Source organism: Achromobacter sp. (assembly GCF_036567245.1).
Lineage (GTDB): Bacteria > Pseudomonadota > Gammaproteobacteria > Burkholderiales > Burkholderiaceae_B > Achromobacter.
This window is the reverse complement of the sequence record NZ_DATCUY010000654.1, coordinates 1-17,768: the sequence shown is the minus strand read 5'-3', so window position 1 is coordinate 17,768 and position 17,768 is coordinate 1. Positions and strand designations below refer to the sequence as shown.

The window sequence follows — 17,768 nt, the reverse complement described above, 5'->3', positions numbered from 1 at the left end:
CGCGCCGTCAGCCGCCGCGTGCCCGGGCCGCAGCCCGGGGTGGACGCGGCGGCTTGTGGTGCGCCTTCAGGCGCTGCGTTCGACGAAGAAGCGGCGTTCATTGAATTCGCCTTGTTTGCCGGTGTTGAAGGAAGCGACGGGGCGGTGGTAGCCCATGACGCGGGTCCAGATCTCGCAGCGCACGCGCTGGCTGTCGTCCAGCCTTAGGGCGGGAGCGGTGGTGACTTCGGGAGCGATCAAGGTTTGCATGGCGATTCCTCAGGGAGTGAATGCCGGGCGGCTGCCCGGCGGTCCGGTCGGGGCCTGTCGTGGTGACCAGGCCTTAAGCCGGGGTGCAGCATGCCGATTGCTTGGCCAGCAGCTCGGCATCGCATTTCGGGCAGAACTCGTGGTGCCCCGCCAGATAGCCGTGGTTGGGGCAGATGGAGAACGTCGGCGTGACCGTGATGTAGGGCAGCCGGAAGTTCGACAGCGCGCGGCGCACCAATTGCTTGCACGCGGCGGCGGAAGACACGGCCTCGTTCATGTACAGGTGCAGCACGGTGCCGCCGGTGTACTTGCCTTGCAGCGTTTCCTGCAGTTCCAGCGCATGGAAGGGATCGTCGGTGTGGCCCACCGGCAGCTGGCTGGAGTTGGTGTAGTACGGCTGCGTCTCGCTGCCGGCCTGCAGGATGGCGGGATAGCGCTTCCTGTCTTCGCGGGCGAAGCGGTAGGTGGTGCCTTCGGCGGGCGTGGCTTCGAGGTTGTACAGGTGGCCCGTCTCTTCCTGGAACTCGGTCATGCGCGCGCGCACGCGGTCCAGGAGGCGCACGGCCAGGGCGTGTCCGGCGGCGGAGGTGATGTCCTCGGCGTCGTCCGTGAAGTTGCGGATCATCTCGTTGATGCCGTTCACGCCCAGCGTGCTGAAGTGGTTGCGCAGGGTGCCGAGGTAGCGCCGGGTATAGGGGTAGAGACCCTGGTCGATGTAGCGCTGCACCACCTTGCGCTTGGTTTCCAGCACGTCGCGGCCCAGTTCCAGCAGATGATCCAGGCGCTGCATCAGCCGCGCTTCGTCGCCGCGGCAGGTGTAGCCCAGGCGCGCGCAGTTGACCGTGACCACGCCGACCGAGCCGGTCTGCTCGGCCGAGCCGAACAGGCCGTTGCCGCGCTTGAGCAGTTCACGCAGGTCCAGCTGCAGGCGGCAGCACATCGAGCGCACCATGTGCGGTTCCAGGTCCGAGTTCAGGAAGTTCTGGAAATAGGGCAGGCCGTAGCGCGCCGTCATCTCGAACAGGCGCTCGGTGTTGGGATGATCCCAATCGAAGTCGGGCGTGATGTTGTAGGTGGGGATGGGGAAGGTGAACACGCGGCCCTTGGCATCGCCGGCCATCATGACCTCGATGTAGGCGCGGTTGATCATGTCCATCTCGGTCTGCAGGTCGCCGTAGGAGAACGGCATTTCCTCGCCGCCGATGTACGGGATCTGCTCCTTCAGGTCCGGCGGGCAGGTCCAGTCGAACGTGAGGTTGGTGAAGGGCGTCTGCGTGCCCCAGCGGCTGGGCACGTTGAGGTTGTAGATGAGTTCCTGCATGGATTGCTTCACTTCCGCGTACGTCATGGCATCGCGGCGGATGAAGGGCGCCATGTAGGTGTCGAAGGAACTGAAGGCCTGTGCGCCGGCCCATTCGTTCTGCAGCGTGCCCAGGAAGTTGACGATCTGGCCGATGGCCGCCGACATGTGGCGCGCCGGTGTCGCTTCCACCTTGCCGGGGATGCCGTTGAAGCCCTCGGTCAGCAGTTGGCGCAGCGACCAGCCGGCGCAATAGCCGCTCAACATGTCCAGGTCATGGATGTGGATGTCGCCTTCGCGGTGGGCGCGGCCCGCTTCGGGCGCGAACACGTTGGACAGCCAGTAGTTGGCGGTGACCTTGCCCGCCACGTTCAGGATCAGGCCGCCCAGGCTGTAGCCCTGGTTGGCGTTGGCGTTGACGCGCCAGTCGCGCTGGTCCAGGTATTCCTCCATGGCGCTTTCCACGTCCACCAGCGTGTGGCGCAGCGCGCGCAGCCGGGCGTGCTGTTCGCGGTGCACGATGTAGGCGCGCGCGGTGCGCCAGTGGCCGGCCTGGACCAGGGCTTCCTCGACGCGGTTCTGGATGGTTTCGACGCCTGGGCAGGGATTGCCGGCCAGCGCGGCGATGACGCCGTCGGTCAGGGTTTGCGCGCCTGCCAAGTCCAGTTCCCCGGTGCTCTGGCCGGCCGCCGCCATGGCCTGGGCGATCTTGTCGCGGTCGAACGCCGCGACCCGGCCGTCGCGCTTGAGGATGTGCTGGATATGCATGACTGACACCATATGTAGTAGGGTGTGAAAACTCTACCACCACATATGGTGCGCGTATCGCCCCGCGCGCCTGGGATGTCAGCCTTGCTTGATGCGCATCAAACGCGCGCTTCAGAAGCCGATGCCGACCCCGGCCAGGGATATGGCGACGGCCAGCGCGGCGGTGCCGGCGGCCGGGCGGGGCGCCCAGGACAGCATGCCGACCCAGAGCAGGGCGCCGGCCGAGACCCAGCCCAGCCACGCCACCACGCCCACGGTATTGCCCCACAGCCCGACGCAGGGCAGCAAGGCCAGCGCCAGCAGCAGCACGCCGGCGCCGCGCAGCACGCGGGTATGGCCGGCGGACGGATCGCGTCCCCAGATCTGGTCGTAATGGCGCGGCATGGCCAGGCTCAGGCAGGCCATGCCCGAGTAGGTCAGCAGCAGCGCCATGGAAATTGCGTACAGGTCGTTGGTGTTCATGCGGCCGCCTCTGCGTTACTGCGGGGATTGCGCCGGGCGGGGGCGCTTGCGGGCCGCCGCCACAACAGCAGCGCCGCCCAGGCCGATAGTACGCCGAATGCGACGGCCGTCAGTTCGACGCCCGCGCTTTCCCAGTCGCCCCGGGCGATCTGCGCCACGGGATGGTCGCCCAGGGTGACGAGCGACAGCACTGGCAGCAGCAGGCACAGCGCCGACAGCAGGGCCAGTTGCGAGATCCAGGCGCGGCGCGGGCTGCACAGCCAGGCATGCGCCAGCGTCAGCGCCCATATCAGGAAGAAGCAACGCAGCTCCCACAGCGCGCGGTTTTCCAGCGCCACGGGCAGCAGGCGGTTGGCCCAGAAGTAGCCGATGCAGGCGATGGCCAGTCCGGCCAGCGCGGCCACGTTCAATCCTTCGATCAGCCGGTACACGCGCGCCGTTGCGCTGCCGAATTCGCCGCCGTGCTTGGTGCGGCGCTTGACCATGAACAGCAGCGCGCCCGTGCCCATCATGGCCGCGCCGGCCAGGCCGCAGATGAAGTACAGCCATTTCATGGCCAGGCCGCCGAACTTGACCATGTGCAGACTGCTCATCACCTGGAATGTCAGGGATGGCGCGCCGCCGTTGACGCCGCCTGGGGGCCGCAGGCGCAGCAGTTCGCCGCTGGCGGAAAACTCCGCCATGCCGGTGGTGGCGCTGATGTTGTGCGCTTCGTCGCTGTCTTCATTCCAGCCGTAGACGCCGATGCGCATGGAACTGTCTTCGGGATTGTTGATGACGATGGCGCGCGCCGCCTGCCCGATCAGCTGCTCGCCGCGGGCCACGATGGGTTCCAGCGTCGGCATGGCCTGCGCCACGCCGCTGCGCGCCGGCCGGTCCTCGCCCGACAGTTCGGCCAGAAACTGGCCGCGCGCCTGCGGGTCGGCGCCATAGGTCGCCGCGACGGGGGCGGGCATCAGTATCGCGCTGGATATCACGATGCCGGTGTAGGCGATCATGAACTGGAAAGGCAGGGTCAGGACCGCCACCGCGTTGTGCGCGTCCAGCCAGGAGCGCTGGCCCTTCCTGGCGCGGAAGGTGAAGAAGTCCTTGAAGATGCGCTTGTGCGTGACTACGCCTGAAATCAGTGCGACCAGCATGGCCATGCTGGCGAAGGCCACGATCCACAAGCCCAGGCCGGCGTCGTGCAAGGTGTAGTGGAAATCCACGAAATGCGTGCCGCCCTGCGTTGCGCGGGCTTCGGCCTCGTGGTGGTCGTCAAGTTCGGCGCCGGTGACGGGGTCCAGTTCGGCATCGGCATACTCGCCGCTCTTGTCGAACCAATAGGCCGTCAGCCCGTTGCCGTGAAAGCGGTCGACCGGCCAGATTTCCCACATGGTCGCGCCGGAATGATTGCGCGCCATGTAGTCCACGGCCAGTTCCAGCCGGCGGGCGCGGTCCACCGGGACGCTTTCCTTTTGCGCGGCCAGGGCTTCCGCCTGCTGATGCTCGGGCGTCATCCAGTGCGTGATGGGTTCGGAGAACACGGCCAGCGAGCCCGTCAGGAAGACGGCGAACAGCAGCCAGGAAAACCACAGGCCGACCCAGGTGTGGAGCCAGGCCATGGACAGGCGGAAACCGGATTTCAGGACGAGCCTCTTTCTTGTTGGCGCCGCCGCGAGCCGGGCGGTCTGATTTTATTGAGAATGGTTCCAATTCTAGTCTAAATGGGGACGAGGTTGTCCGTGGAGCCGCCCTGTATTTTTTGCTTCGACCGCGGCATTCGGGGCGGGTCCGCCCGGGATGGACCGCAAGTGCACGGGCCGGGCATGGCGGTTGCTGGGGAGGCGTTCCATCCGCATATCCGCCGCGTACAAGCGCGGATGCCCACACAGGAGCACCCAATGAAACGCAAAGCCGGAAGTACCTCGCAAATCGAGGAGTTGCTGTACCAGGCCCTGGAGACCGAGATAGGCGGCCTGGCCGTGTACGAAACCGCCGTGACCTGCGCGGTGAATGAGGACCTGAAGAAGGAATGGCTAGGCTACCTGGAAGAAACACGCGCCCATCGCCGGGTGCTGTTGACGGTATTCGAGCAGTTGCGCCTGGATCCGGAGGCGCAGCCCCCGGGCAGGCAGGTGGTGCGCCATATCGGCGAGTCGCTGGTCAAGGCCATGAAGATGGCGATCAACGCGGGCGACCCGGAAGCCGCGCAGCTGGTGGCCACCGAATGCGTGGTGCTGGCCGAAACCAAGGACCACGCGAACTGGTCCCTGATCGGCGTGATCGCCGAGCAGCACAGCGGCGACCAGGCCAAGGTGCTCAAGCAGGCGTATGACGCCGTCGCCACGGACGAGGACCACCACCTCTATCACACCCAGGGCTGGTCGCGCGAGTTGTGGATCCAGTCGCTGGGATTCCCCGCGGTGCTGCCGCCTCCCGAAGAGGTCAAGCAGGTGGAGACCGCCATCGGCGCATCGCGGGCCGAACAGGCGCGCGGCAAGATGCTGAGCCACTAGGAGATTGCGATGCCAGGCAAGAAAGCAGCAGGCAAGAGCGGCACGGGCGCGGCCGTGGATACGGCCTACATGAACACGGACAGCGGCCCGGCGTCCGGCCCTGCGGGCAAACCCAGCCATCCTGCGCTCAAGCGCGCCGCGGCCGTGGGCGCGATGGCTGCGGCCATGCCCCACAACGCCGGCAAGGCCGCGGAATATGGCGAAGCAGGGGCGCGTTGCCCCCATGCCGGTGCCCACGTGGCTGCCGCGGATCCTTCCGCGACAGCCAGTTCGCTGTCTGAAGCCGAGGCCTCGGACAAGACCGGGGGCGCAGCCGCGGCCGGCGTCAATGCGGCCGACGGACGGCTGGAGCGTGTGCGCGCGGATTCGAGCGGCCAAATGCTGACCACCAACCAGGGCGTGCGCGTCAGCGACAACCAGCACTCGCTGAAGGCGGGCCTGCGCGGGCCGGCCTTGCTCAAGGACTTCATCCTGCGCGAGAAGATCACGCATTTCGACCACGAGCGGATTCCGGAACGCATCGTGCACGCTCGCGGCTCTGCCGCGCACGGCTATTTCGAATGCTATAAGCCGCTGACTGGCCTGACTGCCGCGTCGCTGTTCGCCGAAGCCGGCAAGCGCACGCCAGTGTTCGTGCGCTTTTCCACGGTGGCGGGCGAGCGCGGCTCCAAGGACACGGCGCGGGACGTGCGCGGCTTCGCCGTGAAGTTCTATACGGACGAGGGCAACTGGGACCTGGTCGGCAACAACATGCCCGTGTTCTTCATCCAGGACGCGATGAAGTTCCCGGACCTGGTGCACGCCGTCAAGCCCGAACCGCAGCATGGCATGCCCCAGGCCGCGTCGGCGCACGACACCTTTTGGGACTTCGTGTCGCTGATGCCGGAATCCACGCACATGCTGATGTGGCTGATGTCGGACCGCGCCATCCCGCGCAGCTACCGGATGATGCAGGGCTTTGGCGTGCATACCTTCCGCTTCGTCAACGCCGCCGGCGAGTCGCGGCTGGTGAAGTTCCACTGGAATCCGCTGCTCGGCACGCATTCGCAGGTTTGGAACGAGGCCGTCAAGGTGTCCGGCGCCGACCCCGACTTCCACCGCCGCGATCTTTGGGAGGCGATCGACGCCGGCAACGGCCCGCAATGGGAACTGGGCGTGCAGGTGTTCACGGAGGAGCAGGCCGAAGGCTTCAGCTTCGACGTGCTGGACGCCACCAAGCTGGTGCCGGAAGAACTGGTGCCGGTGGTACCGGTCGGGCGCATGGTGCTGGACCGCAATCCCGACAATTTCTTCGCCGAGACTGAGCAGGTCGCGTTCTGCGCCGCGCACATCGTACCCGGCCTGGACTTCACCAACGATCCGCTGCTGGCCGGGCGCATCCACTCCTATGTGGATACGCAGATATCGCGGCTGGGCGGGCCGAACTTCCATGAAATTCCGATCAATGCGCCGCTCGCGCCCGTGCACAACAATCAGCGCGACGGCATGCACCGCCAGGCCATCCACCGCGGACGCGTGGCCTACGAGCCCAATTCGCTCGCCGGCGGCTGTCCGTTCCAGGCCGGCATGGATGGCTTCGTCTCCTTTCCGGAGCCGGAGACGGGCGACGAACTGCGCGGGCATCCTGAGAAATTTGCCGAGCATTACAACCAGGCCACGCTGTTCTATGAAAGCCAGGCGGACTGGGAAAAGCGCCACATCGTCGATGCCTACGCCTTTGAATTGAGCAAAGTCACGGTGCCGGCGGTGCGCCAGCGCATGGTCGCGTCGCTGCGCAATGTATCCGAAGCGCTGGCGCAGGGCGTGGCGGATCAATTGGGCATGGCCTTGCCGGCTGCTTTGCCGCGGGCGGTCGAGAGTCCGCCCAAACCGGAAATCGAGGTATCGCCGGCCCTATCACTGACCGCGCGTCCTGGCGAGGCAGGCATCGCCACGCGCAAGGTCGCGATCCTGGTGGCCGAGGGCGCCGATGGCAAAGCGGTGGCCGCCGTGGCCGACGGGCTGATTGCGGCGGGCGCGGTGGTGCGACTGGTAGGGCAGCGCATCGGCCCCATCCCCACGGACGGAGGTGGTGTCGTGGACGCCGATGCCTCCCTCGACAATCATCCTTCCGCGCTATTCGATGGGGCGGTGGTGGCAGGGGGCGAGGCCGCCCTGGAGCGTCTGCGCGAGGACGGGCGTGCGCTGGAGTTTCTGCGCGATGCGTTTCGCCACGGGAAGACCTTGATGGGCGTGGGCGTAGGCGCGCAACTGTTCGCCGCGGCGGGCGTCGTACCGGGCCAGGCCGATGCGGGCCTGCTGGCCGTGGATGCGGGGGCGCCGGCCAAGAGCGTAGCCGCCTACATCGACGCCCTGGCCAGGCACCGCCATCCGGAAAGGGAGACGTCGCCGCCCATGGTGTGAGAATGCCCAGGCGCCAGCACGGGTGCGGACGCCTCTTGACAACATATATGCCCCTGCCAATACTGAACTGGCAAGTCGGGGCGAGCGCGCTTGGCGCTCGCCGTCCTTCAAACAAGGGGGCTGTATGCGTCGCGCGTCCGTTTTGCCTATGCAAGGTCAGGGTTGGCTGTGGGCCAGCCTTTTTTTGTGGGCTGCCTGTTTTTTCTTGCCGCCGCAGGCCAGGGCGGAATCCGCGGCCGAGCTCAGCCAGGAGGCGAGGGGCGCGCTGGAGCGCCTCTACCAGCAGGAGCCCAGGACGCGTGAACTGGGCAACAAGGCGGTGGGCGTGCTGGTGTTTCCCCGCATCCTGAAGGGTGGCCTGCTGGTCGGCGCGGAAACCGGCGACGGCGCGCTCATCCGGGGCGGCAAGGTCCAGGGTTACTACAACATATCGGCGGTATCGTTCGGCCTGCAGGCCGGCGCGCAGGAGTTCAGCTATGCGCTGTTCTTCATGAACGAGCCGGCACTGCGGTACCTGGACCAGAGCGACGGCTGGTCGCTCGGCGCCGGCCCCAGTTTGGTCGTGGTGGACGACAGCTATGCCGCCAGCATTACCACCACCACCCTGAGCCAGGATGTATACGCCGTGCCATTCGGCGGACAGGGACTGATGGCCGGCATGGGCCTGCAAGGGTCCAAGATCACCCGCACCCAGCCGGACTGAGGCCGGGCGCCAGCCTGCCCGCCGCTAGTCCAGGGCGATGCCGGCGCGCGCCGCTACGTCTGAAAAAGTGCGCAGTTCCTTGGCGATCTGCGCCTTGAAGGCGGGAGCGGGCAGGTACACGGGATCCAGCGCCAGGTCTGCGACCGACTTGCGCACCTGCGGATCCTCCATGATTTCCGCTACGGCGCGGCTCAGCGTGTCCACCACCGGGGCCGGCGTGCGGGCCGGCGCGACCAGCGCGTACCAGCCGACGAAAGACACGTCCGGCATGCCCGCTTCGGTGAAAGTGGGCACGTCGGGCAGCTGCGGCATGCGGCGTTCGCCCGTCACGGCCAAGGCGCGGATCTTGCCGGCGCGAACCTGCGGCGCGGCCGAAGACACGGTGTCCACGCCCAGGTCGACCTCGCCGCCTATCATCGCCGTGACCAGCTGCGCGCTGCCCTTGTAGGGCACCGGCGTCATCTTCGCGCCCGCTGCCTCCGCGTACATCTCGCCGGCCAGGTGGGGGGCCGATCCGGCGCCGAAGGTGCCGTACATCAGGCTGTCCTTGCCGCTGCGCTGTTTGGCCAGCGCGGCCGCTTCCTGGATGGTGCCGGCCGCCAACCCGTTCTTGGCCAGCAGCACCACGGGCGCCATGGCGACGATGGCGATGTGTTCGTAACTCTTTTGCGGATCGTAGGGCAGGCCGGGCTTGAGCGCCGGCAGCACGGTATAGGTGGTGCTGCCCGACAGCATCAGCGTGTAGCCGTCGGGCTGCGCGCGCGCGGCCGCTTCCGCGCCGATCACGGTGGATGCGCCGGGGCGGTTTTCCACGATGACGGCCTGGCCGAATTTGCCGGACAGCTTGTTGGCCAGCAGCCGCGCCACGGCGTCGGTCGCGCCGCCCGGAGTGAAGGGCACGACGATCTTGATCGTCTGTTCGGGATAGGCAGCGTGGACGCCGCCGGCATGCGCGGCGGCGGCAAGGCTTGCGGCCGCCACGGCGGCGCGGAGTTTGACGGTCATGACGGAAGTCCCGGTCGGTTGGCGGTGGAAGACGGGCTGGCGGCCGCCTGGCGCAAGGCGTTGCCCTGGTCGCCCAGGTCCCAGAACAGGCCGGCCATGATGGCCAGTCCCTCGCGGGCGACGCTACCCAGCAGGTGTTCATTGGGCGCGTGCTGCGCGCAAGCGGGATAGGAATGCGGCACCCACAAGGTGGGCAGGCCCAACTGGTCGGCGAAGATGTCGTTGGGCAGCGAACCGCCCAGGTTCGGCAGCAGCGCCGGCCGTTTGCCGGTGCTGCGTTCCAGCGAGGCCGCGGCCCAGCGCACCCAGGGATTGTCGGGTGACAGGCGGGTGGCGCCGGCTTGCATGCCGATACGCACCTGGATGTCCTCGAAGCCCGCCGCGCGCAGATGTTCCTTCACGTGCGTCTCCAGCGCGCGCCAATCCGTGCCCACTACGAAACGCAGCTGGCACCAGGCCACGGCTTCAGGCGGTATGGCGTTGACCGGCTTGGCCGGATCGCCGGCGCCAAAGGTCAGGACGTCCAGGCTGTTCCAGCCGAACACTTTTTCCGATGCGCTCAGGCCGGGCTCGCCCCACCAGGCATTGATGGCGGGATCGTCCTCGCCGCCGCCGACTTCCAGGTCGGCCAGCGCCTCGGCCACCGCGTCCGGAATGGGGGGCGGACGCAGGCCCGGCACCGTGATGCGGCCGCGCGCATCGACCAATGTGGCGATCGCGTGCGCCAGCACGATGGCGGGGTTGGCCAGCAGGCCGCCCCAGTTGCCCGAGTGGTAGCCGCGTTCGCGCGCCCGCAGTTTCAGTTCGAAGTTCACCGCGCCGCGCGAGCCCATGAATAGGGTCGGGCGCTGCGCGCTCAGGCGCGGCCCGTCGCTGGCGATGAATACGTCCGCCGCCAGGGCTTCGCGTTGGGCCTCGCAGAAGGCGGCCAGCCCGGGGGAGCCCGCTTCCTCGCCGGTCTCGATCAGCCAGATCGCATTGAAACCCAGCGCGCCGCCGCGCGCGGCGATGACCTGGCGCAGGGCTTCCAGATTGATGCTGTGCTGGCCCTTGTTGTCGGCGGTGCCGCGCCCGTACCAACGGTCGCCCTCGACCTGCAAACGCCAGGGATCGCGCCCGGCTTCCCATTTGGCGGCATTGCCGCGCACCACGTCGCCGTGGCCGTACATCAGCACCGTGGGCAGGCCGGGCTGCTCGATGCGGCGCGCCACCAGGATGGGCAGGTCGGCGCCGGAGGGATTGGGATGCACCTCACAGGCGAAGCCCAGTTGCTGCAGCAGCGGGACCAGCTCTTCGTTCAGGTAGGCGTGCTGGGCGGGGGCTTGGTCAGCCACCTCGCTTTCCGTCGCGTAGGCGACGCGGCGCGCCAGCGCCGCCTGAAGATCGCCGTTGTCATAGGCTTGAACGGCTTGGAGCAAGGCTTGTTCGCGTATCACTTCGGTGCCTGGGATGCTGAGGGAGGCACAAAGTTATTACGCTTCACCACATGCCACAATTAGATAATTAGCATTTTTCCGTTGCCATAAAGGCATGGTTAAGGGGGCGCCATGATTTCACTGGGTCTGAGGTACTTTCTGGAGGTCGCGCGCTGCGGCTCCATCGCTGGCGCTGCCACGGCGCAGCACGTGGCGGCCTCGGCCGTAAGCCGGCAGATCGCCAAGCTGGAGGACGGGCTGGGCATTGCGCTGTTCGAGCGGCAGGCGCGCGGCATGGAACTGAGCGAGGCGGGGCGTCAATTGGCGGCCTATGCCAATGCCGCCGCGCTGGAAGCCGAGCGCGTCACCACCGAGATCCGGCAGCGCAGCCACCTGGGCGACGTGACCATACGCCTGGCCTGCACCGAGGGTTTCGCGCACCGCTTCCTGCCCATGTGCATGGCCGAATTCAAGCAGGTCCGGCCCGAGGCCCGTTTCCATCTGCACGTGGAACGGCCAGAAGAAGTGAGCCGCCAGATCCTGGAAGGCCTGTCGCAGCTGGCGCTGCGCTACACGACCGCGCAGGACGACCGCCTCAAGACCGAACTGCTGGTGCGCGCCCCGGTCTACGCGGTGATGTGCCGCAACCATCCGCTGGCCAGCCGGCGCAGCCTCGGCATGCGCGACCTGACGAAGGTGCCGCTGTCTCTGGGCGATCAAGGCACCACGGTGCGGCAACTGTTCGACGCGGCTTGCGCGAATGCCGGACTGCATATCGAGCCGGCCTACGTGTCCAACCATTCCGCGGCCTTCCTGCCGATGCTGCCCGGCAGCGATATTGTGGCGCTGTCGGGCTACCTGACCATGTTGGGACAGCGCGACGGCGAGGGCCTGGCCGCAGTGCCGTTCAGCAATCCGGAGATGCGGCAGCGGAGCATCCAGGTCCTGACCTTGCAGGGCCGGACGCTGCCGGCGCTGGCCCGCGAGTTCCTGGAGTTCATGGCGCAGCGGCTGACGGCCACGCCCAAGGCGCCGGAAGCGGAAGCCTGAGGCGGACGACTGCGACGGGACGCCTGAGGCGAACACTCGAGGCGCTCGTCCGAGAGGAAGGCCGCAGCGCGCGGCCCCCCGGGTTGGCTTCAGTCCAAAGAGATATTGGCCTCCTTGACCACCGCCGCAAAGCGCGCCGAATCCGCGTCGCGGGCCTGGGCCAGCGCGGCGGCGTCCTGCGGCCAGGCGTCAAAGCCATAGGTCTCGAAACGCTTGCGCACCGCGGGCGTCACCACGGCCTGGGCGATTGCGTCATTGATGCGCTTGACCACGGCTTCAGGCGTGCCCTTGGGCGCGAAGGCCGCGACCCAGGTCTTCAGTTCGAAGTCCTTGGGACCGCCGGCCTCGCTGACCGTAGGGACATCCGCGTAGGAACCCAGGCGCGACGGCGCCGCCAGCGCCAGCAGCTTGACCCGCTTGGCCTGGTACAGGTTCTGCACCGTGGCGGCGGTGCCGAAGGCCCAGTCCACCTCGCCGTTGGCCACCGCCGTATAGAGCTGGGCCAGGTCCTTGAAGGGGACGTGGGTCATATTGGTCTGCGTGGCGGTCTGGAACATGGAGGTGCCCACGTGCGCCACGCTGCCCATGCCCCAGGTGCCGTAGGTCAGCTTGCCGGGTTGGGCCCTGGCCGCCGCGATCAGGTCGGTGACGTTGTTCCAGGGCGACGAGGCCGATACGACCATGAAGAAATGCGTGGTGTAGATGGGCGCCACCGGCACGAAATCCTTGACCGGATCGAAGGGCAGGTTGCGGTAGAGCTGCGGCTGCAGCGTCATGTGGGTGTTGTCCACCACGGCCAGCGAGTAGCCGTCGGGCGTGGCGCGCTTGACTTCGCCGATTGCCAGCCAACCGTTGGCGCCGGGCTTGTTCTCCACGATGAGCGGCTGTTTCCAGGCCGCCGTGAGCTGTTCGCCCAGCATGCGGGCGACGGCGTCGGGACCGCTGCCTACCGAATAGGGCAGCACCATGCGCACCGGTCGTTCGGGGTATTTGTCGGATTGGGCCTGTGCCGAGGCGCAGGCCAGGGCGCCGGTCAGCGCCATGCACCAGAGGGTATTTTTCATGTCTCCTCCACTTCCCATGGATGGTTTGCGGCGCTTGCGGCGCCGCTTATCGTTGAGGCCGCAAGCGCGGATCAAGGCGCCGCGGCCGGGTACTCACAACAAAGCGATGCGTAGTTCAGGACAGGACGGCGGCTTCCGGGTGCAGCGCCTCATAGGCGGCGGCGAATCCCGGGTCGCGCTGGCGCAGGTCGTCGTGGCTGACCTGGCCGGTGCGGCGCATGTAGTCGTAGACGAAGGACACCGGATCCAGCTGCATCTTGTCGGCCACGTTCTCGTACCAGTCCAGGCTGCGCGCGGCGGCGGCCTGGAAGTTGGCGGATGCCGGGCGGCGCTGCGCCTCGAAATGCGCGAACGCGGCCTGCGTGTCGTCCGGATGCTGGGTCAGGCCTTGATGCAGCGCGATCGCGTCCTGCATCGCCATCCGGGTGCCGGAGCCTAGCGAAAAGTGCACGGTGCGCAGCGCATCGCCCAGCAGGACGATGTTGCCGTGCGACCAGCGCTCGTTGCGCACGATGCTGGCCTCGAACCACAGGGAGCGGTTGCCCAGCAGTTCATTGGCGCCCAGGTCGGCGCGGAACACCTCGGCGCAATAGCGCCGGCTGGCGTCTTCGCTGGCCGTGTCCAGGCCGGCGCGCTGCCAGGTGTCCGGGTCCACTTCCACCAGGAAGGTGCTGAGGTCCTTGCTGTACTGGTAGCTGTGGGCGATGAAGATGCCGTGGTCTGTTTCGCGGAAGATCAGCGATACCGGGTGAAAGCGCTGTCGGGTGCCGTACCAGGCGAATTTATTGCGGCGGCGTTCGAAACTGGGGCGGAAGTGTTCGGCGTACTGCTTGCGCACGGCGCTGTTGCTGCCGTCGGCGGCCACCACCATGTCCACTTCCGCGGCAAGCCGTCCGACGTCCTCGATCCGCTGCTCGTGCAGGATTTTCACGCCGGCTTCCAGGCAGGCCTTCTCCAGGACTTCCAGCATGTCGATGCGGGCCGTGCGCGAGAAATGGTTGCCCTGGACCTGGACGCGGGCGCCCTGGTGGATGATCTCCATGTAGTCGCAGCGTTCGTGGTGCGCGACGAAGGCCTTGAAGAATTCCGGGTCGGCCTCGCGCAGGAACGACAGGCCGATGTCCGAGAACACCACGCCCCAGCCGTAGGTGGCGCCGCGCGGATTCTGCTCGTACACGGTAATGTCGTGCTGCGGGGCATGCTTCTTGGCCAGCAGCGAAAAGTACAGGCCAGCGGGGCCTGCTCCGATGACGGCGATCTTCATTTTTCCTGGCTCCTGTTTGCTTCGGCCTGCGCGCAGGCTTGCTGATATGACTGCAAGGCGCCGCGCAGCGCGACGGGCACTTCGATGGCGCGCCGTTCGCCGCGCGCCACGCAGATCGGCGTCAGCCGGGCGTCGAAGGCCGGCTGGCCACGCACGCTGCCGGCGACGTGCAGGGTGTAGGTGCGGGTGCGGATTTCCTCGACCCTGACGCACATGTCGAATTCCTCGTCGGGCCACAGCGAGGCCTGGAAGTCGAAGGACAGCGCGCGCGTCGGCGTGCCGAAGCCATGCTCATCCTTGATGCGCTGCGGCGTGCCGTTGAACAGATGGCCGTAGAACAGTTCGGCGGCCGACAGCACGTATTCGCCGAAGGTGACGGTGTAGACCACGCCGGCGGGGTCGCAATCTCCCCATTTGACGCGGCGGCGCACGATGAACGGCGTCTCGCTCACTACGTACTCAGTGCTGGTCATTGCCGTTCTCCCTGGCCGTTGCGGCCTCTTGATTGAGCATTTCCGCGACGGTGTGGCGCAGGGCGGCCTTGTCGAGCTTGCCGACCTTGGTGACGGGGAAGGCCTCGATCTGCTCGATGCGTTCCGGGCACTTGTATTTGGCGAGCCCCTGGCCGGTGAGGAAATCCGCCAGTTCCGTCAGGCTCGGCACCATCTGTCCGGGCCGGAGGATGACGAAGACGCAGCCTTTCTCGCCATAGAACGGGTCGGGCATGGCCACCAGCCGCGCCTCGGAAATGGCCGGATGCGCGCCCACCAGCGCCTCGACTTCCTCGCAGCCGATCTTCTCGCCGCCGCGGTTGATGTTGTCGCGCAGGCGGCCCTCGAAGGCGTAGCAGGTCGCCCCGTCCACCACGCGAGCGGTCATCATGTCGCCGGTGCGGTAGTAGCCGTCCGAGGTGTAGGCGGAGGCATTGGCCGCAGGGGCGTCGAAGAAGCCCGGCAGCGTGGCGGGACCGCGGAAACAGAGCTCTCCCATCTGGCCCTCCGCCACCGGCTCTTCGCTGCCGGGCGCGAGCAGGCGGATGTCGTCCTCGGGGCAGCCCGAGCGGCCTTGCGTATGATGCCGCTCGTATTCGGACGCGTCGGCGGGCGAACCCAGCAGCAGCCCTTCCGTGATGCCGAACAGGTTGGAGCAGGGCACGTTCAGGTGGGCTTCGAGCCGGTCGGCCGCGCTCATGGTGATGAACAGGCGCAGCGTGGACAGGTCGTAGCGCGCCAGGTCGGGGAAGGCCATGAGCTGCGGCGCTATCGGCCCGATGGACATGGCGCGGGTGACGCAATGGCGCTCGATCAGCTCCAGCATGCGCGGCACGTCGACCCGCGGCATCAGCACCGCGGACACGCCCATGGCAATGACGGGGATCAGCACATAGACCTGGGCCGCGTTGTGCAGCAGGGGCAGGGCCCAGATGATGCGGTCGTCGTCCTGCATCTTGTAGCGCCGGGCGCAGGCCAGCGAATGGCCCAGGTATTCGGCGTGGAAGCGCGGGATGATCTTGGGCATGCCGGTGGTGCCGCCCGACAGCTGGAAGCTCAGCACGTCCTCGCAGCCGGGGCCCTGGTCCGCCAGGATGAGGCGGGCCTCGGCCAGCGGCATGGCGTCCAGCAGCGCATGGAGCGACACGCCATGTGGCGAGTCGCCGCGCGCCACGACCAGGTGCTCCAGCGTGTCGCTGGCGGCCAGCATGCCTGCGGCGAAGGCCGGCAGGTCGAACTTGCCGAAGTCGGCCTGCACGAAGTAGCCGCGGGCGCGGGTCTGGCGCGTCAACTGGCCTATCTCCAGTTCGCGGTGCTGCGGCAGCGAGCAGACGGGAACGATGCCCGCCTTGTAGCAGGCCAGCAGGGCCAGCGCCGTTTCCAGCGTGGTGCCCATCTGGAAGATGGCGCGGTCCGCCGGCGCCAGGCCCAGCTTGAGCAAGGCGGCGGCCAGCCGGTCGGTCTGTTCGTCCAGTTCGCGGAAGCTCAGGCTGCCTTCGTCGATGATCAGCGCGGTGCGCTCGGGGCAGCGCAGGGCGGTGGCGTGCAGCGCCGCGCCCACGGTCGAGCGCTCCCAGGCGCCGCTGGCGAAGTACTGGCGGGCCCGTTCGGCGTGGTGGTAGATCACGCCCTCTATGGGGTGGCGTATATCTCGCATGGTTGTCTCCTCCTGGCCCGTGTCTCAGTGGCGCGCGGCCGAGATCAGGACGCGGTCCCGATCCAATACATCGATCGTGCCGCTGACGCCGCCGGTGAACAAGCCATACCAGACGGCAGGCTTGAGCCCCAGGGCCTTGCGCTGGAACTCCAGCGGGCCGTCGGCGACGATGCAGTCGAAATGCTCGCCCTGCACGACGGTGCAGTTCTCGCGTCCGGACGCGTCCTGCACCAGGGAAGAGAATTCCTCGACCCGGGGCACGAAGATCCGCACGCGCGGCCCGGCGGCGCTGTCCGCCATCTCCAGCCGGTCTTCCAGCAGCGCGGCCTTGCGCGCCCAGACGTCGTCGATATGCCGGATGCGTCCGCCGGCCGATTCCGCATCGGCTTCGGCCTGCATGGCCGCCCGCAGCGTCAGGTCGGCGTCGATCGCGTCGACCTCGCCCAGGGGGCGCAGCTTGCGCGTGAATTCGATGAAGTAGCCGTTGGGATCGCGCACATAGATGGATTCGATCACTTCATGGCGGGTCTCGACGGAGACCTCCAGCCCGGCGTCCTGCAGCTTCTGCTTCCAGGCCTTGAGCTCGTCTTCGCTGTCGACCAGCCAGGCGGTGTGGGTGGCGTCGAACACATGGTCCTCGGGCAGCGGCCGCATGCTGCTGCGTCCGCGCAGCGCCTCGGGTTCGTCCGATCCCAGGTAGTAGAAGAACGCGATGGTGCTGCCCTGGCCGCTATCGAAAAAGAAGTGTAGGAAGTCCGGGTGCGTGGCGGGACCCCAGCCGCGCGCCGAGATCACATGGACCAGCGGCAGGCCGAGGATGTCGCGATAGAAGGCGACGGTTTCGCGCAGGCGCCAGGTGGGCCGCGCCGTGTGGTCCACGCCGTGCAGGCGCAGGGGGGCGGGGGTCTTGGGGGTTGCAGTCATGACTTGCTCCGTCGACATTCGGATTAGAGGAAACGCTGGCGCAGCCAGGCAGCCAGTTCGCGGCCGGCGGCGTAGCGCCCGGGTTCTTCGCTTTCAGCCAGGGCGCGGCCGTGGTGGTCGCCGCGGATGCGCAGGTGGGTCTTGTCCGGCGCGGGGATGGCGTCATGGATGGCGCGCACGTCGGAAGGGAAACAGGCCTGGTCGCCGGTGTATTCGATGATCAGCGTGGGCTGGACGATGCCGCCGGCGGTGCGTTCCATGCTGGCGTTGGACGACAGGCCGGACCAGGTCGACAGCCAGCTCTCCGGCGTGCAGAAGCGGGCGAAGCCGACGGCGCCGAAGTTCGACGCATAAGGGTCCTTGCCCCACAGCGAGCCCGGGTGGCGGTCGGACGGATCCAGGCTGAGGTCCAGGCAACGCAGGTCGGCGTCGGTGCGCCAGACCACCAGGACCGGCGTGTGCGCCGCCTGCCGGCGGCGCTCGGCGGAAGCGTCGGCGCCGCTCTTGACGTCGGC

Annotated in this window: 15 protein-coding genes and 1 pseudogene; 4 read left to right on the top strand and 12 right to left on the bottom strand. The window is 67.5% G+C overall.

The annotated features are described in order from the left end of the window. Positions 1-66: 66 nt before the first annotated feature. The 4 genes from nrdD to VIR09_RS27855 form a co-directional block, all read right to left on the bottom strand. On the bottom strand, positions 67-249 hold the full coding sequence (gene nrdD, locus VIR09_RS27870) for an anaerobic ribonucleoside-triphosphate reductase (protein WP_013393551.1): 183 nt from the start codon (positions 247-249) through the stop codon (positions 67-69). 73 nt (positions 250-322) lie between these two features. Further along, complete coding sequence (locus VIR09_RS27865; RefSeq protein WP_332015810.1) at positions 323-2,317, bottom strand: ribonucleoside triphosphate reductase; 1,995 nt, start codon at positions 2,315-2,317, stop codon at positions 323-325. 111 nt (positions 2,318-2,428) lie between these two features. Further along, complete coding sequence (locus tag VIR09_RS27860) at positions 2,429-2,779, bottom strand: DUF3325 domain-containing protein (protein WP_332015809.1); 351 nt, start codon at positions 2,777-2,779, stop codon at positions 2,429-2,431. Further along, complete coding sequence (locus tag VIR09_RS27855) at positions 2,776-4,383, bottom strand: PepSY-associated TM helix domain-containing protein (RefSeq protein ID WP_332015808.1); 1,608 nt, start codon at positions 4,381-4,383, stop codon at positions 2,776-2,778. The genes VIR09_RS27860 and VIR09_RS27855 overlap by 4 nt, the downstream gene beginning before the upstream one ends. Positions 4,384-4,662: 279 nt before the next feature. On the opposite strand from VIR09_RS27855, the gene VIR09_RS27850 reads away from it, so the two are divergent. From VIR09_RS27850 to VIR09_RS27840, 3 genes are all read left to right on the top strand, one after another. Further along, the gene (locus VIR09_RS27850; protein WP_332015807.1) at positions 4,663-5,277 is read left to right on the top strand and encodes a ferritin-like domain-containing protein; all 615 of its coding nucleotides are present in this window, start codon (positions 4,663-4,665) and stop codon (positions 5,275-5,277) included. Between the two features lie 9 nt (positions 5,278-5,286). Further along, the gene (locus VIR09_RS27845) at positions 5,287-7,680 is read left to right on the top strand and encodes a catalase (protein ID WP_332015806.1); all 2,394 of its coding nucleotides are present in this window, start codon (positions 5,287-5,289) and stop codon (positions 7,678-7,680) included. Between the two features lie 205 nt (positions 7,681-7,885). After that, positions 7,886-8,383 carry a YSC84-related protein gene (locus tag VIR09_RS27840; RefSeq protein WP_332015805.1) on the top strand — a complete coding sequence of 166 codons (498 nt, stop codon included), beginning with the start codon at positions 7,886-7,888 and terminating at the stop codon, positions 8,381-8,383. A gap of 24 nt (positions 8,384-8,407) precedes the next feature. Here the strand turns inward: VIR09_RS27840 and VIR09_RS27835 are convergent, their stop codons facing one another. Further along, positions 8,408-9,388: a tripartite tricarboxylate transporter substrate binding protein gene (locus tag VIR09_RS27835; RefSeq protein ID WP_332015804.1), complete on the bottom strand. Its 981-nt coding sequence runs from the start codon at positions 9,386-9,388 to the stop codon at positions 8,408-8,410. Beyond that, positions 9,385-10,824: a M20 family metallopeptidase gene (locus VIR09_RS27830; protein ID WP_332015803.1), complete on the bottom strand. Its 1,440-nt coding sequence runs from the start codon at positions 10,822-10,824 to the stop codon at positions 9,385-9,387. Before VIR09_RS27830 ends, VIR09_RS27835 begins: the two co-directional genes overlap by 4 nt. 111 nt (positions 10,825-10,935) lie before the next feature. Between VIR09_RS27830 and VIR09_RS27825 the strand changes: the two genes are divergently transcribed. Next, a complete protein-coding gene (locus tag VIR09_RS27825; RefSeq protein ID WP_332015802.1) occupies positions 10,936-11,853 on the top strand; it encodes a LysR family transcriptional regulator in 918 nt (305 codons plus the stop codon). An 89-nt stretch (positions 11,854-11,942) separates the two neighbouring features. Here the strand turns inward: VIR09_RS27825 and VIR09_RS27820 are convergent, their stop codons facing one another. The 6 genes and pseudogenes from VIR09_RS27820 to VIR09_RS27795 all read right to left on the bottom strand — a co-directional run. Further along, positions 11,943-12,917, bottom strand: a complete 975-nt coding sequence (locus tag VIR09_RS27820) for a tripartite tricarboxylate transporter substrate binding protein (RefSeq protein ID WP_332015801.1) — start codon at positions 12,915-12,917, stop codon at positions 11,943-11,945. 115 nt (positions 12,918-13,032) lie between these two features. Beyond that, positions 13,033-14,181: an FAD-dependent monooxygenase gene (locus tag VIR09_RS27815; protein ID WP_332015800.1), complete on the bottom strand. Its 1,149-nt coding sequence runs from the start codon at positions 14,179-14,181 to the stop codon at positions 13,033-13,035. Beyond that, positions 14,178-14,654 (bottom strand): acyl-CoA thioesterase, encoded by a 477-nt coding sequence (locus VIR09_RS27810; protein ID WP_332015799.1) that lies wholly within the window; start codon positions 14,652-14,654, stop codon positions 14,178-14,180. The genes VIR09_RS27815 and VIR09_RS27810 overlap by 4 nt, the downstream gene beginning before the upstream one ends. Next, positions 14,641-16,329, bottom strand: coding sequence for an AMP-binding protein (locus tag VIR09_RS27805; RefSeq protein ID WP_332015798.1), 1,689 nt, complete (start codon positions 16,327-16,329; stop codon positions 14,641-14,643). The genes VIR09_RS27810 and VIR09_RS27805 overlap by 14 nt, the downstream gene beginning before the upstream one ends. Positions 16,330-16,353: 24 nt before the next feature. Next, the gene (locus VIR09_RS27800; protein ID WP_332015797.1) at positions 16,354-17,253 is read right to left on the bottom strand and encodes a VOC family protein; all 900 of its coding nucleotides are present in this window, start codon (positions 17,251-17,253) and stop codon (positions 16,354-16,356) included. A 23-nt stretch (positions 17,254-17,276) separates the two neighbouring features. Next, positions 17,277-17,768: pseudogene (locus VIR09_RS27795) on the bottom strand (alpha/beta hydrolase); the annotation flags it as partial.

Coding starts and splice junctions, on each gene's coding strand:
- VIR09_RS27805 (WP_332015798.1), bottom strand. CDS start 16,329: ATGCGAGATATACGCCACCCCATAGAGGGCGTGATCTACCACCACGCC.
- VIR09_RS27810 (WP_332015799.1), bottom strand. CDS start 14,654: ATGACCAGCACTGAGTACGTAGTGAGCGAGACGCCGTTCATCGTGCGC.
- VIR09_RS27800 (WP_332015797.1), bottom strand. CDS start 17,253: ATGACTGCAACCCCCAAGACCCCCGCCCCCCTGCGCCTGCACGGCGTG.
- VIR09_RS27860 (WP_332015809.1), bottom strand. CDS start 2,779: ATGAACACCAACGACCTGTACGCAATTTCCATGGCGCTGCTGCTGACC.
- VIR09_RS27855 (WP_332015808.1), bottom strand. CDS start 4,383: ATGGCCTGGCTCCACACCTGGGTCGGCCTGTGGTTTTCCTGGCTGCTG.
- VIR09_RS27820 (WP_332015801.1), bottom strand. CDS start 12,917: ATGAAAAATACCCTCTGGTGCATGGCGCTGACCGGCGCCCTGGCCTGC.
- VIR09_RS27815 (WP_332015800.1), bottom strand. CDS start 14,181: ATGAAGATCGCCGTCATCGGAGCAGGCCCCGCTGGCCTGTACTTTTCG.
- VIR09_RS27865 (WP_332015810.1), bottom strand. CDS start 2,317: ATGCATATCCAGCACATCCTCAAGCGCGACGGCCGGGTCGCGGCGTTC.
- nrdD (WP_013393551.1), bottom strand. CDS start 249: ATGCAAACCTTGATCGCTCCCGAAGTCACCACCGCTCCCGCCCTAAGG.
- VIR09_RS27850 (WP_332015807.1), top strand. CDS start 4,663: ATGAAACGCAAAGCCGGAAGTACCTCGCAAATCGAGGAGTTGCTGTAC.
- VIR09_RS27845 (WP_332015806.1), top strand. CDS start 5,287: ATGCCAGGCAAGAAAGCAGCAGGCAAGAGCGGCACGGGCGCGGCCGTG.
- VIR09_RS27825 (WP_332015802.1), top strand. CDS start 10,936: ATGATTTCACTGGGTCTGAGGTACTTTCTGGAGGTCGCGCGCTGCGGC.
- VIR09_RS27835 (WP_332015804.1), bottom strand. CDS start 9,388: ATGACCGTCAAACTCCGCGCCGCCGTGGCGGCCGCAAGCCTTGCCGCC.